General features: G+C 44.4%; 13 protein-coding genes. 8 read left to right on the forward strand and 5 right to left on the reverse strand.

The window, feature by feature from the left end:
* Positions 1-13 precede the first annotated feature (13 nt).
* The 3 genes from CI960_RS22335 to CI960_RS22350 all read left to right on the forward strand — a co-directional run bounded on the left by CI960_RS22335 (position 14) and on the right by CI960_RS22350 (position 4,643).
* Positions 14-1,171: a 6-bladed beta-propeller gene (locus CI960_RS22335; RefSeq protein ID WP_005859961.1), complete on the forward strand. Its 1,158-nt coding sequence runs from the start codon at positions 14-16 to the stop codon at positions 1,169-1,171.
* Positions 1,172-1,729: 558 nt separating this feature from the next.
* Entirely contained in the window at positions 1,730-3,934 is a 2,205-nt protein-coding gene (locus CI960_RS22345) for a patatin-like phospholipase family protein (protein ID WP_094582596.1), read from the forward strand.
* Positions 3,935-3,971: 37 nt separating this feature from the next.
* On the forward strand, positions 3,972-4,643 hold the full coding sequence (locus CI960_RS22350; RefSeq protein WP_005859957.1) for a DUF2461 domain-containing protein: 672 nt from the start codon (positions 3,972-3,974) through the stop codon (positions 4,641-4,643).
* An 11-nt stretch (positions 4,644-4,654) separates the two neighbouring features.
* Here the strand turns inward: CI960_RS22350 and CI960_RS22355 are convergent, their stop codons facing one another.
* The gene (locus tag CI960_RS22355; protein WP_005859955.1) at positions 4,655-5,803 is read right to left on the reverse strand and encodes a BPL-N domain-containing protein; all 1,149 of its coding nucleotides are present in this window, start codon (positions 5,801-5,803) and stop codon (positions 4,655-4,657) included.
* 21 nt (positions 5,804-5,824) lie between these two features.
* Positions 5,825-6,871 (reverse strand): LruC domain-containing protein, encoded by a 1,047-nt coding sequence (locus CI960_RS22360; RefSeq protein ID WP_232520549.1) that lies wholly within the window; start codon positions 6,869-6,871, stop codon positions 5,825-5,827.
* 485 nt (positions 6,872-7,356) lie between these two features.
* Between CI960_RS22360 and CI960_RS22365 the strand changes: the two genes are divergently transcribed.
* Complete coding sequence (locus tag CI960_RS22365; RefSeq protein WP_005859949.1) at positions 7,357-7,767, forward strand: DUF3836 domain-containing protein; 411 nt, start codon at positions 7,357-7,359, stop codon at positions 7,765-7,767.
* A gap of 77 nt (positions 7,768-7,844) precedes the next feature.
* Here the strand turns inward: CI960_RS22365 and CI960_RS22370 are convergent, their stop codons facing one another.
* A complete protein-coding gene (locus CI960_RS22370; RefSeq protein ID WP_005859947.1) occupies positions 7,845-9,206 on the reverse strand; it encodes a TrpB-like pyridoxal phosphate-dependent enzyme in 1,362 nt (453 codons plus the stop codon).
* Positions 9,207-9,365: 159 nt separating this feature from the next.
* Between CI960_RS22370 and CI960_RS22375 the strand changes: the two genes are divergently transcribed.
* Complete coding sequence (locus tag CI960_RS22375; RefSeq protein WP_005859945.1) at positions 9,366-10,595, forward strand: DcaP family trimeric outer membrane transporter; 1,230 nt, start codon at positions 9,366-9,368, stop codon at positions 10,593-10,595.
* 22 nt (positions 10,596-10,617) lie between these two features.
* Positions 10,618-11,838, forward strand: coding sequence for a DcaP family trimeric outer membrane transporter (locus CI960_RS22380; RefSeq protein WP_029257155.1), 1,221 nt, complete (start codon positions 10,618-10,620; stop codon positions 11,836-11,838).
* 95 nt (positions 11,839-11,933) lie between these two features.
* On the opposite strand, the gene CI960_RS22385 is transcribed toward CI960_RS22380, so the two are convergent.
* A complete protein-coding gene (locus CI960_RS22385; protein ID WP_005859941.1) occupies positions 11,934-12,944 on the reverse strand; it encodes an aspartate-semialdehyde dehydrogenase in 1,011 nt (336 codons plus the stop codon).
* Between the two features lie 154 nt (positions 12,945-13,098).
* Between CI960_RS22385 and CI960_RS22390 the strand changes: the two genes are divergently transcribed.
* Together CI960_RS22390 and CI960_RS23515 are read left to right on the forward strand one after the other, a co-directional pair.
* On the forward strand, positions 13,099-15,471 hold the full coding sequence (locus tag CI960_RS22390) for a lamin tail domain-containing protein (RefSeq protein WP_005859939.1): 2,373 nt from the start codon (positions 13,099-13,101) through the stop codon (positions 15,469-15,471).
* A 33-nt stretch (positions 15,472-15,504) separates the two neighbouring features.
* On the forward strand, positions 15,505-15,657 hold the full coding sequence (locus tag CI960_RS23515) for a hypothetical protein (RefSeq protein WP_008778811.1): 153 nt from the start codon (positions 15,505-15,507) through the stop codon (positions 15,655-15,657).
* A 111-nt stretch (positions 15,658-15,768) separates the two neighbouring features.
* Here CI960_RS23515 and CI960_RS22395 read toward each other — a convergent pair whose 3' ends face one another.
* Positions 15,769-16,902 (reverse strand): clostripain-related cysteine peptidase, encoded by a 1,134-nt coding sequence (locus CI960_RS22395; RefSeq protein ID WP_005859935.1) that lies wholly within the window; start codon positions 16,900-16,902, stop codon positions 15,769-15,771.
* Positions 16,903-16,985 lie beyond the last annotated feature (83 nt).

Below are 16,985 nucleotides of genomic sequence, written 5' to 3' on the forward strand. Positions count from 1 at the left end.
AACATCATAAAAAATGAGAAAATTAACTACGAACGCAGTGGCTATGCTACTCGCTTTAGTCGGATGTATGGGATGTGGCAATCGGTCCGCTTCCTCTGTCGATAACCTTATAAGGGTTGATGTCATGGCCGATTATCCGGAAAAGGAATTGATACTTCAAGATCTTATGGACGTGGAATACATTGCGTTGGAAACCACGGATGATTTTATAACTAAAGGTGCCGTGAAAGCGATCGGAAAGGATATCATGCTGGTGACGAATCGGGGCAGTGATGGGGAGATTCTTGTTTTCGATAAAAACGGAAAGGGACTTAGGAAGATAAACCGTTTAGGGCAAAGCGGTGAGGAATACACGCAGCTTACAGGGCTTGTCTTGGATGAGGATAACGATGAGATATTCGTCAAGGATAATCCGGCGAGAAAAATAGGTGTCTATGACTTATTGGGAAACTATAAAAGGAGTTTTAAGTTCACGGATACCAGTTATTATAATTATATATTTAATTATGATCGTGATCATTTGATTTGCTATAAGAGTTATCCATCGGAAAAAGGCAAGCGGGAGTGCCATTTGATTATTTCCAAACAAGATGGCCGTATCACCCATGAGATCCAGATTCCCTCTAAGGGTATTGAGACTCCGGTTGTGACAGAAGGGGAGTTTGTCATTACGCCGGAATTTTATCTTACGTTCCCGGATCGGGATAAATGGATACTTGTCAATACATCGTCTGATACCATATTCCATTACTTGCCGGATGGTAATCTGAGTCCTTTTATCGTAAGAAGCCCTTCCATATCCTCCATGGATACGAAAGTATTTCTTTTTCCAACCGTTATCACCGATCGCTACTGTTTTATGAGAACCATGAGAAAAGAGGTTGACTTTACGACGTTTAAAGGTTTCCTTGGTGAAGATCTGGTGTATGATAAACAAGAAAATGCCTTATTCAGCTATATTCTATACAATGATGATTTCATCAATAAGGAAGAAGTCTCTCTAACATCAGAGCCAAGAAACCCCGAAATAGCTATCTGCCAAACTCTAGATGCCCCGGACTTAGTTGAGGCTTACGAGAAAGGCCAGCTAAAAGGAAAGTTGAAGGAGATCGCCGCAAACTTGAGTGAGGAGTCGAATCCTGTGGTCATGCTGCTGAAAAAGAAAAAGTAATATATTGCTCCGGCTGCTACCTTGCTGGAAAAAAGTAAGTTGATGGCTATATTATTTTTTGATAAACACGTACATACTTGATTCCGATCATGTATGTACATGTTTTCTGTGAGACATTATACCGCTGCACCAGTTGAAAAAATGGAAATCGTTGATGAAATTATGACCCTGATTTATAAGAAGCTTTATTCTGGTCGTGTGTTCTTAAATCGATTTGAGCGAGAAATGCCTATTAATTTTAGGGAGGCCGTATCAAATACTATCGATTGCCCACTTATGTTCCGGAAATAAAATGTTCCTCTCCTATTGAAATAGCTCTCCGATAACCTATGCATTCCATAGCGAATAAGTATTTATTCTTAAATCAGCGCCGTGAACTGTATAAACCACGCCGTGGAATGTGCAGACCACGCCTTGGTTTATACAGTTCACGGCATGGTTTATAGAATAGATGAGATAGCGATAAACTTTATATATAGGTAAACATACGTTTTATTCTAGATGAATCCGTTTGCGTTTTCGAGTAAACCAGCTACATTTGCCGGAAAGAATATCTAGATGAGGAAGTTCCTTTTATTGTGGTTGGTTGGGTTGATGTTGGTGCCTTCTGTGATGGCTGAGCGGAAAAAGGTTGGCTTGGTGCTGGGAGGCGGTGGGGCGAAAGGTGTCGCTCATATCGGGGTGTTGAAGGTATTGGAGGAGGCCGGCATCCCGATTGATTATATTGCCGGCACTAGTATGGGAGCTATCGTGGGGGGCTTATATTCCGTTGGATATAATGCTGCGGAAATCGATAGCATGGTGAGATTGCAGGACTGGAGTATGTTATTGAGCGACCGGGTGAAACGTAGTAGCCTTACTTTTCCGGAGAAAGAGAATTCCGAGCGTTATGTATTCTCACTCCCTTTTGGGCGGAGTAAAAAAGAGATAGCGATCCAAGGGATGATAAAAGGGCAAAATCTCCAGAACCTGTTCTCGAATCTAACGATCGGCTATCATGATTCCGTGGACTTCAATCAATTGAATATACCTTTCGCTTGTGTGGCGTTGAATGTGGTGGACGGCCAAGAATATGTTTTCCATCATGGAAGTCTTCCGTTGGCTATGCGTGCCAGTATGGCGATTCCTGCCGTGTTCGCACCGGTACGTTTGGATAGCATGGTGTTGGTAGATGGTGGGATCAAGAATAACTATCCGGCGGATGTCGCACGGGATATGGGGGCGGATATTATTATTGGCGTAGATCTGGGTACTAGCGACTTGAAACAGTTGGAGCGGATAAATACCCCTTGGGATATCGTAGGGCAGATCGTCGCCTTGCATGGTTATGAGAAATACGGACCGAATAAGGAACAGACCGATCTGTTGTTCCGCCCGAATACAGACCCTTATAATTCCGCTAGTTTTGGGGAGACGGCCTTGGATACCTTGATTGACCGGGGTGAGCAAGTCGCCCGCAAGCAATGGGATGAGATTCTTGCCTTAAAGAAGAAGATTGGTTTATCCGATAGTTCGGATATGCACCGAAAGAGATTAGTACATTCCTATCCGGTAGCCCCTACCGATACGTTTCATATCCGGCGTGTCTTGTTTGAAGGTATAGATCCTCGTGATGAGAAATGGTTGACGCAAATCAGCGGCTTGAAAGAGAATAGCTTGCTTACCGTGAAGAAATTGCAGGAAGCCATGTCTATTGTGATCGGTACAAACCTTTACTCGAATGTAAGCTATAAATTAGTCGGCGAGAGGCAGGAGGATTTGGTGCTTACGGTACAGGAAAAATCAAATAGCGCGATTAATGTGGGCCTGAATTTCAATAGCGAGGATATCGTCGCCCTATTGCTGAATGTGACTTTTGACAATCGGGCCCGTTACCATTCGAAGTTCTCCGTAACCGGGAGGATCGGGAAACGTATGTATGGGCGGGTGGACTATGCGATAGAGCGTAATCCATTGCGTAATATTAACCTGTCTTACATGTTCACGTACCATGACCTCGACGTGTATAACAGGGGAGATAAGATCGTAAATACGACGTATCGCCATCATTTCGTGGAACTCGGGTATTCGGATATGAACTGGCTGAATTTCAAGTTGAAGCTAGGAGCCCGTTATGAGTATTTCGATTATAACTCATTCCTTTATACGGCGGAAAACCAAAAGTATCAAGTAAAACCGGAAGGCTTTATCAGCTATTTCGCTCAAGCCCATCTGGAGACGTTGGATCGTCGTTACTTCCCGAGTAAAGGCGTTTCTCTGCAAGCGGATTATTCCATTTATACGGATAACTTCGTGACCTATAAAGGACATACATTCTTCTCCGCCTTGAAGCTCAGCTTCCTGTCGGTATTGCCGCTGACTTCCCATTTGAGCCTGTTACCTTCCATCGATGGGCGTGTGTTGATCGGGAAAGATCCGGCTTATCTCTTTTTGAATGTGGTGGGAGGCGATATGCCGGAACGGTATCTTCCCCAGCAACTCCCTTTCGCTGGGATCAACCATATGGAGATATTCGATAATTCCGTGGCGATTGTCCGCTTAAACTTGCGTCAGCGTATCGGGCAACGGCATTATATCTCTTTGATCGCTAATTATGCGATCCATGAGAATAATTTCTTCGATCTCTTCAAGGGAGAAAGCGTTTGGGGAGGTAGCATCGGTTATGCTTATAACAGTATAGTCGGTCCGATGAATACGAACTTTGGATTGTCGAACCGGAATAATAACCTGCAATTTTATCTGAATCTGGGTTACAGTTTCTAATATTTCTTACATTTGTAAGGATTAAAAATAGAAAGTTATGAATGAACAGATCATAGAGTTCTTGACAGAGTTGAGGAGCCATAACAATCGGGAATGGTTCCAAGACAATAAAAATCGTTACGATGCGCTACGTAAGGTTTTTATCGATGAGGTACAGGATTTAATCGGTCGTATCTCTTTATTCGATCCCGAGGTAGCCGGGTTGGAGGCGAAAGATTGTTTGTTCCGGATATACAGGGATATCCGTTTCTCTCCGGATAAGACTCCTTATAAATGTCATTTCGCCGCTTACATCTCCCAAGGTGGTCGTGCCAGCGAACGGGGTGGTTATTATATCCATCTGGAGCCGGGAGGTTGCTTGCTTTCCGGTGGTGTATGGTGCCCGCCACCTGCGCTATTAAAGAAACTTCGTCAGGATATATACGATCATATCGAGGAATTTACGGCTATTATCGAGGAACCTACATTTAAGAAAACATTTCCGGTGTTAGAGGGGGAGATGCTGAAACGCATGCCTGCCGGCTATCCAATGGATTCCCCTTATGGTTATATCATGAAGCATAAGGATTTCAGCGTGGTGTCTTATAAGCCGGATAATTTCTTTTACGCTAAGAATTGGATGGATAAGGCGGTGGATGACTTTAAATTGTTATTACCATTCAATCGTTTCTTAAACTATACGGTAGATGAATATCTAGGGAGAGTTTAAATCTCCCTAGCCTAAGGAAGTAGGGCTGTTAGTTTCTCCAGCTGCGTCTTTAACTCTTCTTGGGTCGCCTTATCGGTTTCTGTCCGGTAGGCCGCCTGTAAGTTGGGTAAGAAAGGTAAGTAATGGGTATCCGCTATATACCGGGCTGCCCGGATACGGACGGCGGGTGAAGCGTCATAAAGCAATCCTTGTACCCATCGTTTGGCGTCCCATGAATGGTGTGCTTCCAGCCAATCCAAGGCGGCAACCTTTTGCTCGCTTTCTCCGCTTAAAAGGATTTGAAAGGCTTTTTCTTCCTGCTTTAAATCATCGGTAGCCATTAATGATTCATGATTGAACAGGTCTGGACGTACGGCGGAGGATTGATAAGGGATAAAAGGCTTATTCAAGGTCCAACGTACCATCCGGGGGATCATCCACATCATGCCGGGAGTACCTTCGGGGTGGGCGATGGAACTAAAAACACGCCCTTTCCCGTAGTTATTGGCTACGAAGAATGGCTTACCGTTTGTCATATTAGCCGGGGCGTTTCCTTCCTCATGCACATCGCTTTCCATGATGGCAAGCGTGTTGCTTTGGATCGTATCAGCCGGATTGTTTATAAATACCGGTCCCTCATAGTAAATGACGAAACTCGTATCGCGGTCGGCTAATTCGGGGAATATCTTCTTACCCTCCTCGCATAAGGTGAATTTCGCTAATCCATGCCCTCGGTTGTCATGCTCGATGTCGATCGCTTGCTGTCCATTTAGCTGTATACAGGTGTAATCGGGAGTATTCGAGAATAGATAGGCTCCGGCACAGATCCCGACAGCCCCTTTACCTTTAGAGATGAAGTCCTTGATACGTTGTTGATTTAAGGTCCCTAGGTTTAAGTACTGACTTTTGCCACTTCCTCCCGGGATAATAATAGCGTCGATCGAATCGAGCACATTATTAGCTATATCTGCTGTAGTAATGGTACATACCTCCATTTCCGGGTCCAGCCGGATAGCGGCGACAGTTTCCCAAATACAGGTCTGTGCTCCTCCATGCCCATCGAATACACCCACCTTTATCGGTTGAGTACTAATCTCTTTTTTCGTGCTCTTGTTTTCCGGCACTGAGCACTGAACGCATAAAGCCAGATAGGCAAGAAATAAGATGGCGGTCGTTTTCATTTTACGGAGGATTTTAGGTTGTTATTGTTCTCGGGTATAAATCCACTTATCAACCGTATTCTTACTTTTATACCATTGTACATGTTTGCTATCTCCACTTACCCATTTCAATAGATCCGGATAGGCATCACCAATAAAAGCATGTTCCACAGGGTATTTGAAATCATCCGGTATCATTAAGGCCCATATGCAATTATCATTTGAGTAATAACGGTATCTGACCCCTTTGGGGGTATAGCTATAATTACGTTGGTGGATTTCCGTGCGTAAGACCTCTCCTTCCCGCTTTAATACGGTCGTGAAAAGATCGATGTCATCAATGGTCAAATCTTTTAAGGCACCGGCTGCGAACGAAAAGGTGATCAAACGTTCTTGCTTTCCCCTATATGGAAGGTCATTATCTGTATTAATCATTTCATGAAAAGAGAATAATCCATGTATATCATCCGATAGGGCATAAACCGGAGTCTCGGTTTCCGATTCTGGAGTCGTGGTCCAGCCATTTAACTCGGCTTTTTGGATGTCTTTGGACTTTATGCCGGGGAGATGGATGAAAGCTCCGGCCCGCTTAGTTCCGCCTAATGCACGGAAAGTCAGTTTTATATTGGCGAATTGTACATAATCGTCTTTCATGGAAGTTTCCATCTGGACTTTTATCACGGCATCATTAAAATCATAATCTCCGTAATTAGGGAAAGAGTCTTCTATTATAAATGTATAGGTGGAAGACACGCTTCGGGTCGGGGTACGGCTAACCGGAGTAGCGGTTGTTTCCTGCGATACGGCTAACGAATCGAAATCACAGACATTATCATTACCCGGTGTTAAGGTGACAGGAGCGGTAACTTGATATCCGGTAGGGGTCGTCAATTGTATGTAAACTTGATCCGACTCTCCCTTTGGATAGATAATTTTCTTATCGAAAAGCGTTTTCTTTGAGCAAACCCCGGTAGCGAGAAGATTCGCGTCTTGATCTTCCGGACTTTTATCAAATACTTCTACCAGATAATTATAGGTGCCATCATAGGGGTCGAAAGATTGTACGGTAAGGTGGGATATTTGTATCATCGACCAATCGAAATTAGAGGAAATTGTTACCTTTGAGAATGGATTAGTACCTTCTCCCGGAATTTTATCGGAAGGATCATATACATCCTTTGTACATCCTGAGAATAGGATAAAAAGAAAGGATGTGATAAATAGTTTCATTATTTGTCGCATGTCAAGAAATCAATTTGCATTCTACCTTCGCAAAGGTAAGGATATATTTATTAATCAATAGATTTTTAATTTATTAAAAAAGCGATGTTTAAAGTTTTCTTTTGAAAGTTACATCCGGCTGGTGGTAAATAATAGATATTTAAAAATCGGGAGAACTTACGATTTGGTTTACAATATGTCAGTAAACATGGGGGAATCGAAGGGAATGAAGGTCTTGAATGTGTTAAATATTGTGATATCGCTAACGATTTGTCACTTTACTTTTGGTGATTGTTGGGAAACTTCCTTACTTCGCGGTACAAAATGATAGTAACCTTATAAATTAAAATAGTATGAAGACATCAGTTTGGGGTAAAAGTATTCTTGCGCTAGTTTTTACTTTCATGTGTAGTTTAGCGATAAGCGCAGCGTCTCCTAAAGATTATCTATATGATACAAAAGAGGAGAATGGTAAGATTATCTCTAAAGTGGTATTCTTACAGGAAAACGGACTGTTGAACAAACAGGTAAGATATGAGTTCCAGTACAACGAGAACGGCAAGGTTTCCGAGAAGAAAGCGTTTCGTTGGGATCGGACAAACGACGAATGGGTTCCATTCTATCAGATCACTTATCAATATGATGATCAAAGTGGAGAGATAAAGACAAATTACGGTATGTGGGATAAGAAGAAGAAAAACTTTAGCTTAAATGTCCAGAACATGATTATCCCGAGTACTAATTACGAAGAAATTTTCTCATAATACATACTTTAAATTAAGACTTTCATAGACAAATAAGGGAAAGGGGCGATTTGGTATCGCCCCTTTTCTTGTTTTTATCAGATGATTTTCTCCAAATCTTTCAAATTGTTAGCTACTTCCTCATCCGTTACCTCATAGTTTGTTAGATCGCCGGATAGATATTGGTCGTAAGCGGCCATATCGATCAAGCCGTGGCCCGATAAGTTGAACAAGATCGTACGAGGTTTACCTTCGATTTTGGCTTGCTCTGCCTCATGGATAGCCGCGGCGATAGCGTGGGATGATTCCGGGGCCGGTATGATTCCTTCCGCTTGTGCGAATAAGGTAGCGGCCTTGAAGGTATCCAATTGCTTGATATCCACGGCGCTCATCAATTCGTCTTTCATCAACTGGCTGACGATGGAGCCGGCGCCATGATAACGCAAACCTCCCGCATGGATATTCGCTGGAGAGAAATTATGTCCCAACGTGAACATCGGGATTAATGGGGTATAGCCTGCCTCATCTCCGAAGTCATATTGGAATTGCCCTCTTGTAAGTTTCGGGCAAGATGCCGGTTCCGCCGCTATAACCCGGATATCCTTACCTTCCGTTAGTTTATGGCGCAGGAATGGGAATGTGATACCGGAGAAGTTGGAACCACCACCGAAACAACCGATAACGACATCGGGGTACTCGCCAGCCATTTCCATTTGTTTCTCAGCTTCCAGTCCGATAACGGTCTGATGCAGCATAACGTGGTTTAATACGCTACCTAATGTATATTTACAGTTCGGTGTCTGCATGGCCAGCTCTACCGCCTCGGAGATGGCGGTACCTAGACTACCTTGATAATTAGGATGGTCTGTCAAGATCTTACGTCCGGCTTTCGTACTCATACTCGGGGAGGCAACAACTTGTGCTCCGAAAGTCTGCATGATCGAACGACGGTAGGGCTTCTGGTGGTAACTAACCTTTACCATATAAACGGCAAGTTCCAAGCCGAAAGCTTTTGCCGCATAAGAAAGAGCGGCACCCCATTGTCCGGCGCCTGTCTCGGTCGTGATATTTGTCGTACCCTCTTGTTTACAATAATAAGCCTGAGCCAAGGCCGAATTCAACTTATGTGAACCGATCGGGCTTACACTCTCGTTCTTGAAATAGATATGAGCGGGCGTATCCAGCGCTTTTTCCAATCCGGTGGCACGAACCAACGGAGTCGGTCGCCATACCTTATAAAGCTCGCGTACTTCATCGGGGATCTCGATCCATGTGTCTGTCGTGTTCATTTCTTGATGAGAGACGCCTTTCGAGAATAGAGGATATAAATCTTCCTCCTTTAAGGGCTGTTTAGTTTGTGGATTTAAGATCGGCAGCGGTTTGTTCTTCATATCCGCTACGATATTATACCATGCCGTAGGTATATCTTTTTCTTCTAGCAAAAACTTTTTAGTACTCATTTTCTTTATCTGGTGTTTACAATATTAATCTAATTTGACCTTTAAGGCTTACAACTTGGAAGCAAAGGAACAAATAATATTTCGTTTCTTCAAATTGAATCCGTAAAAATATATACATTCGCGGCTTATAAGGTAAGAAAAATAACAAACTGAATTATAATGAGACGGATTACCCTGTTGCTCGTGGGGATGCTAGCCTTATTTTCTACGACAGCGCAAAGAAAAAACTTCACTTACAAATTCTACGGCTTCGTCCGTGGAGATCTTTTCTACAATTCCCGGGCTAATATGGCTCCGATCGATGGGAACTTTTATCTCTATCCTTTGGATAAGAGTTTTGATGCGGATGGCAAGGATTTGAACGCCACGCCGAATGGCAGTTTCTATACGTTCACTTCCCGCTTGGGCTTGGACGTGACGGGTCCCGATATCGGCAAGGCTCGTTCCTCCGCTAAGATAGAGACGGACTTTGGCGGTTTTTCCGGTAGTAATACGATGTTACGTATCCGGCAGGCATACGTAAACTTGGATTGGGGAAAATCGGCGGTATTAGTAGGGATCACGTGGCATCCCTTGTTTGGCGCCGTGATGCCGGATGTCTTGAATCTTTCCACCGGAGCGCCGTTCCAGCCTTTCAACCGTAGCCCTCAGATCCGTTACCAGTATAAGGCGAATAGCCGGGTACAATTGACGGCTTCCGTGTTGTGGCAATTACAATACCTTTCCAGCGGACCGAAAGGCATGAGCGAGGATTATATTAAGAATAGCTGCATTCCGGAGATGTTCGTGGGGGCGGATTTTACCCCTGCGGATGGTTGGTTGATGGGGCTCGGCGCTCATATGATCTCCTTGAAACCCCGTACTTCCACGGAATGGAAGGAGCAAACTTTTAAGGTGAACGAGCGAATGACCGCATTCTCTTACGAGGCACATTTGAAGTATAGCGGAAGAAACTATACCTTTGCGGCGAAAACCTTGATGGCCTCAGCCTTGGATCATACCGCTTTATTGGGCGGTTACGGGGTGAGCTCGGTGGACTCCCGTACGGGCGAGCAGGGATATACGCCTTTTCGCCATTCTACGACATGGGTGAATTTCGCCTACGGAACGAAATGGAGACCGGGAGTTTTCGTCGGATATACGAAGAATTTGGGAACCGGGAAGTCCTTGGTCTCAGCGGATAAGGTGTATGGTATGGGATTGGATATCGATCAATTAATAACCGTCAGCTTAAACGTATCGTATAATTTACCGCATTGGAAGTTCGGTTTCGAGTATTGTCCGGCGACAGCTTATTATGGCACGACCGACTTAGAGAGCGGACGTATCGAGCAAACACATGCGATAACGAATCATCGTATATTAGGTTTGATGATGTATTATTTTTAAAGATAGATTGACCGGAATGGAAATGAAACGCAACTTGCTTCTTTTGATCGGCCTATGTATGGCGGTATGCGTACAGGCGCAAAAGAAAAACTTCTCTTACAAATTTTACGGACAGGTACGTGGAGACTTGTTCTATAATTCCCGTGCGAATGCCGAGATCGTGGATGGTTTGTTCCACCTATATCCGAAGGACGTGGCGTTGGATGCGGATGGCAAGGACTTGAACGCTAGTCCGAACGGTAGTTTTTACCTGCTTTACTCCCGTTTGGGAATCGATGTACAAGGACCGAAGGTTGGTTCGGCCAAGACTTCCTTGAAACTGGAGGCCGATTTCCGGGGTTCGGGTAGCAATTGGGCGGTGCTCCGTATCCGTCATGCCTATGTGAATCTGGATTGGGGCAAGTCCGCTGTCTTGATCGGACAGACATGGCATCCGCTATTTGGCGAGGTCTTTCCACAGATGTTGAATCTTTCTACCGGCGCCCCGTTCCAGCCCTTTAACCGCAGCCCGCAAATTCGTTATCGTTATACGGACAATGGGTGGCAATTGACCGGGTCGGTTCTATGGCAGTTGCAATATCTATCGGCTGGACCGAACGGAAAGAGCGAGGAATATATCAAGAATAGTTGCGTGCCGGAAGTCTATCTCGGGGTGGATTATAAGAAACCCGGTTGGCAGGTAGGAGCCGGTATGGAAATCTTGTCGTTAGTGCCGAGAACGCAGAACGAGGTGGATGGCAAGATTTATAAAGTCAGCGAGCGGGTTTCTTCCGTATCCGGCGAGGCGCACGTGAAATATCAGGACGCGAATTGGTTGGTGATGGCGAAAACCTTGCTGGCTTCTAACTTGACGCAGACTTGTATGTTGGGTGGTTACGGCGTCACCTCTATCGACCCACGTACCGGCGAACAGGAATATTCGCCGTATCTCTTCTCTACTTCTTGGTTGAATATCGTGTACGGAAAGAAATGGAAACCGGGTTTGTTCTTAGGCTATTTGAAGAACTTGGGAGCGAATGAGGCACTGGTAGGCAAAACCTATGGCGTAGGTCTGGACGTAGATCAGGTATTTACGACCAACCTGCAACTTTCGTATAATCTTCCGCACTGGAAATTAGGTGTTGAATATAGCCCTTCCATCGCATGGTATGGCAATGTGGATTTGCAAGATGGCGGACGGATTCATGACACACATTCGATAACCAACCATCGGGTATTGGGCGTATTGATTTATACGTTTTGAGAAGGCATGGAGGAATTACGCTAAGCATAAAAAAGCGGGATAAGAGTATTCTCTTGATCCCGCTTCCACGTATATAGAATTTACAAAGTTGTCTGTTATTTGATATTACCCACCTTTAGCAAGTACTCGGCGATTTGTACGGCGTTCAAAGCGGCGCCTTTCTTGATCTGGTCGCTCACGGTCCAGAATGTCAAACCATTCGGGTTGCTGATATCCTTACGGATACGGCCTACGTAAACCGGATCGTGATCCGCTACGAACAACGGCATCGGATAATCCTTGTTTGCCGGTTCATCCTGCAATACCACACCCTCAGCCTCGGCGAAAGCCTTGCGAGCCTCTTCCACGCTGATCGGACGCTCTGTCTCTACCCAAGTAGATTCGCTATGCGCGCGCATAACCGGTACGCGAACACAAGTAGCGCTCACCTCGATATCCGAGTGCATGATCTTACGGGTCTCGTTATACATCTTCATCTCCTCTTTCGTATAGCCATTTTCCGTGAATACGTCTACGTGAGGGATTACGTTATATGCCAATTGATAAGCGAATTTCTCCACTGTAGGCTCCTCGCCCTTTAATAATTGCTCATATTGTTTTACCAACTCAGCCATAGCGGTAGCGCCTGCTCCACTGGCAGCTTGATAAGTAGATACGTGAACACGCTTGATATGAGATAAGTTCTCGATCGCCTTCAACGCTACAACCATCTGGATCGTGGTACAATTCGGGTTAGCGATCACTCCACGAGGACGATTCAAGGCATCCTCCGGGTTTACTTCCGGTACGACCAATGGAACATCCTCGTCCATACGGAACGCGCTGGAGTTATCGATCATCACCGTACCATGTTTCGTGATCGTCTTCTCAAATTCCTTGGAAGTACCACCTCCGGCTGAAACAAAAGCAACATCGATTCCCTTAAAGTCGTCGTTATGCTTCAGTTCCTTAACGGTATACTGTTTACCTCGAAAGGTATAAACACGTCCGGCACTACGAGATGAGCCAAAAAGTACCAGCTCATCCATCGGGAAGTTTCTCTGGTCGAGTACACGCAGGAACTCCTGTCCTACGGCTCCACTTACACCAACAATTGCTACTTTCATTTTGAGCACTGATTTAATTTGAATAATGTAAAATAGTTATAACTTTGCTGTCTGTAAAGGGCTTTCATATTTTTGCCTTTTGCGCCCTATTATTTACAGTTGTAACTTATTAGGGTGCAAAGATAGAGAAATTTATAACTAAAACGATATAGCTATGAAACAATTATTATTAATTCTTGCGTTTTTACTTCCGCTTTGCGCTTATCCCCAGTTAAAAGAACCGTTTAATGGACCGGAGATTACATCGGATAACCCTTGGACGGGTGATTTAGATTGCTTTGTGATTGAGAACGGATGGCTGGTCTCACGTGCGGATCCTACCCGGAAAAGTGTTTCCATAGAAACTCCTCTCGTTTATTCCGCTACAATGGAATGGGAATTTGAGATTCGGATGGATTTCAAACCAAGCGATCAAAACCATATCCGGCTACATGTTTATTTAGATGATCAGAGGATGCTTGGATTAAAAAACGATTATTATGTCCAAATCGGCAGTAATAAGAAAACGATAACTTTTCGGAAACATACCGCAACAGAGAAGAATCCAAAGATATTAATAGAGAAAGCGCTCGATGTCTTGTTGGGAGCCGTGGATTTGAAAGTGAAACTTACTTTAGAAAATCATAAGATATGGAACTTATATGTGCTAGAGAAGGGTAGGTTTGTCTTGATAGGGAGTTGTGAATCTGAAGTTTCTTCTTCATGTAAAGGGGGACAACTACGTTTTGAATGCCGCTATTCTAAAACTCGAGTAAATGATTTTGCGTGTAACTACATCATTATATCCGATAATATCTCGATCGAACCAGAGAAGCCGGATACTCCCGAAAAGCCAGAAGAACCCAATGAGCCCGATGAGCCGTTGGTTCTTCCGCGGCTTCTTGCTATCCAACCGATCACCGAGTCTGTTTTCCAATTACAATATAATCTTCCGGTGGATATCCGTGAGGCGATATTCTCTATATCGGGTATCGGTAATGCTTCTCGTATGACCTATGCGGATGATATGCGGATCCATGTGAATATCAGCTTTGATAAGGAGTTGAAGGTTGGTATGGGTTATGATTTGTTGTGCTCGGGGTTAATGGATCTTGAGGGAAATAAGATTCCGGAGAGTTCTACCGAGATTCGGTTAGAATATGAAGAAGAACCCGACGTTCCGGAGGAACCGGAAGTGCCGGATACTCCTTCTTTCCCCGCCGGTAGTATCCGTATTAATGAGGTGATGGCTGATCCGAAAGGACAAAAGGCTTTTCCGGAAACGGAGTATGTGGAACTTTATAATACGACGGATAAGGCTATAGAGTTAAATGGTTGGTCATTCTTATATGGTAGTAAGCCAACGGTATTGACAGCTTTGCTCTTGGATGCGGATGGGTATGTCGTGCTTTATCGGTCCGGTAGGGATATACATATTGATGATGCGGGGCTGGATCTGCCCTTGGATAAATTCCCGGCGTCGTTGGTAAACACGGGGAAGGAGCTTGCTTTATTCGATCCTTCCGGTAAGGAGATCGACCGGATTGCCTATGAGAAAGCGAAAGTCGGTATCGCTTGGGAACGTTCTGAAACCGGCTTTCATTTATCAACGGATGAGCGAGGAGGCACGCCGGGTTCCGCGAACTCTTCTCCTGACGATGAACCAGAAGATCCAGATCGTCCGGACACTCCCCATAAACCGGGTATCCCCACGGACATTATAGTCTTACCCAATGAGATCGTTTTTAATGAGTTGTTGCCGAATCCTTACCCGGAAGGGAGTGAGTATATCGAGCTTTATAATCGTTCGGACCGGACATTGCCTTTGGCCGGACTGTCTGTTGCTACTCGTAAATCCGATGGTACATTGAGTTCGCATTATCCTTTATCTTCTATAGTCTCTCCGGTAGAACCACAAGATTATGTGTTGCTGACTAAAAGTATGGGAGGAGTGAGCGATTTTTATCTGATATCTTCGCCGGATGCTTTGCATGAATTAAAACTTCCGGTCTTGGCAAATACCTCCGCTACGTTAGTCCTGTTTCGTACAGAAGATGAGGTTATGATCGATGAGATTCGTTATTCCTCTAAATGGCATGCCCCATCCGTGAAAAACGAGAAGGGGATTGCCTTGGAGCGGATTAATCCTGATAGCGATACGCAGGATGAGATGAATTGGACCTCGGCTTCGGCCACGGCGGGATACGGTACGCCCGGCTATCGGAATTCCCAATATGGAAAGCAAGATGAAGGCGAGGTCACGGGCATAGAGTCTCCCGTTTATTCTGAGGCAACGAAGGAATATACGATCTCCTACCATCTTGATGAATCCGGCTATACCTGTCGAGCCTGGATATTTGATATCTCCGGAAGGCATATCAGTGAGGTGGTAAATCATGACTTATTAGGGATAGAAGGTGAATTGGCTTGGAACGGCCTTGCGGTGAATGGTTCCAAGGTGAGAACCGGCGTTTATATTTTCTATGCGGAACTTGTTCATCCTCAAGGACAGGTAAAACGATATAAGGAAGTGTTTTTAGTGAAATAAGTTCATTTGTGAAATAATATTAGTATTTTTGCTATGAGTAACTATAACGGTAACATTGAAAAAAGAAAAGCGGCTCAGGATTTAATGAAGAACAGAAGAGAAAATACTTCAAAGTATTTCTTCGATTTGTCAAAATTAACTTTTGCCGCTCTTGTATTGGGAGTAGGAAGCGCATTATTAAAATAGAGAAATATGTTATTAGCAGTATTCTTTACGGTTATTTCTATAATGGCGGCAGGTTTCTTGATATTCCTGTATACCCCTCGTGGTAAACGCTGGCTAAGAGATGAGTTTTAATCATTGATATACATCTTTATACCACTCAAGATCCTTGTACCACTCATTTAGTTTGGGCAAGGCTTCTTGGGGGACGTAGATAGATAGGCCGCTATATTTATTGACCGGCAGATAGCTTCCATACGGATACGGATAAGCGTAAACCGCCTTGGGTGTAGTAGCCTTGTAAATAACCGCCTTTTCCATGCTCCGCTTGAATGCGTAATATTGCTCTTCCGTGGCCAGACGGCTCACGTAATCATCAAAATCATATAAGGCATGATAATTCGGCGTCAAATACTCCATGATCTGCAATTCGCTAACGGGTACGGCGAAAAGATCACTTTCCGTCTTATCATGGAATAGGGTACGGCAAGTAGCGGCCAATTCATCCAACTCATCGCTTTTCATGACCGAGATCGTTCCTGCCTCACTTTGATAATACGTATAAAACTTTGTCGCTATCCCCACCACATCAGCTTCTTTTTTGAACATATCCCCCATTATCGATTGATAAGGGAAGCCGTTCGCCAATATCTCCGTTGGCGAGCCGATAATATAATCCGCGCATCCCCGGAAAGCGTAAGCTACCTCGGCACACGACATATAGCAAGCGTCGAACAAAATAAAATCAAAATGATACTTCGATAAAGCGGAGGCCAGATCATTGATCTCCATGAAATTATTCTTCCCATCCTGCCCGAAAGAACGCAGATAGCTATAGATATCCGAAGGTAGCCATCCCGTTCCGTGACTCCACAGCACCAACCCGTAACTATCCGCCGGATATTCCTTTTGTACCTTGTCGATTATTTGCGTCAGCGTCTCGGTAGAGGCCGAGTTCTGGTTCGAGTCGTAGGTCTCGAGCACGATCTGCCGGATGGTATCCGCTTCCACTTTTAATTGGAAAAGCTGGGGAGCCTCGTTCTGCTTATCCGTATAGATCAATAAATTGCCGTTGTTCAATCCATCTCGCTCAATCCCTTCCTTTATCGCCCTCAGGTTTTGGCTCACGTATCCACTCAAGCTATTATCCCCCGCGAAATAGATAAGAACCGTACGAGGGGCAGTAGTAGGGATAATGACCTCCTCTTTATCGCAAGCGACAAACGAAAGGAGTGACAGGAAAAAAATCACGATATATTTAGCCTTCATGAGTCATATTCTGGATTTATCTTGCAAAGATAACGTTTTTCATCCGTAAATCGTGGATATTATATAAGTTAACGTACGAATGA

Source organism: Parabacteroides sp. CT06, from assembly GCF_002257605.1.
Classification (GTDB): Bacteria; Bacteroidota; Bacteroidia; order Bacteroidales; family Tannerellaceae; genus Parabacteroides; species Parabacteroides distasonis.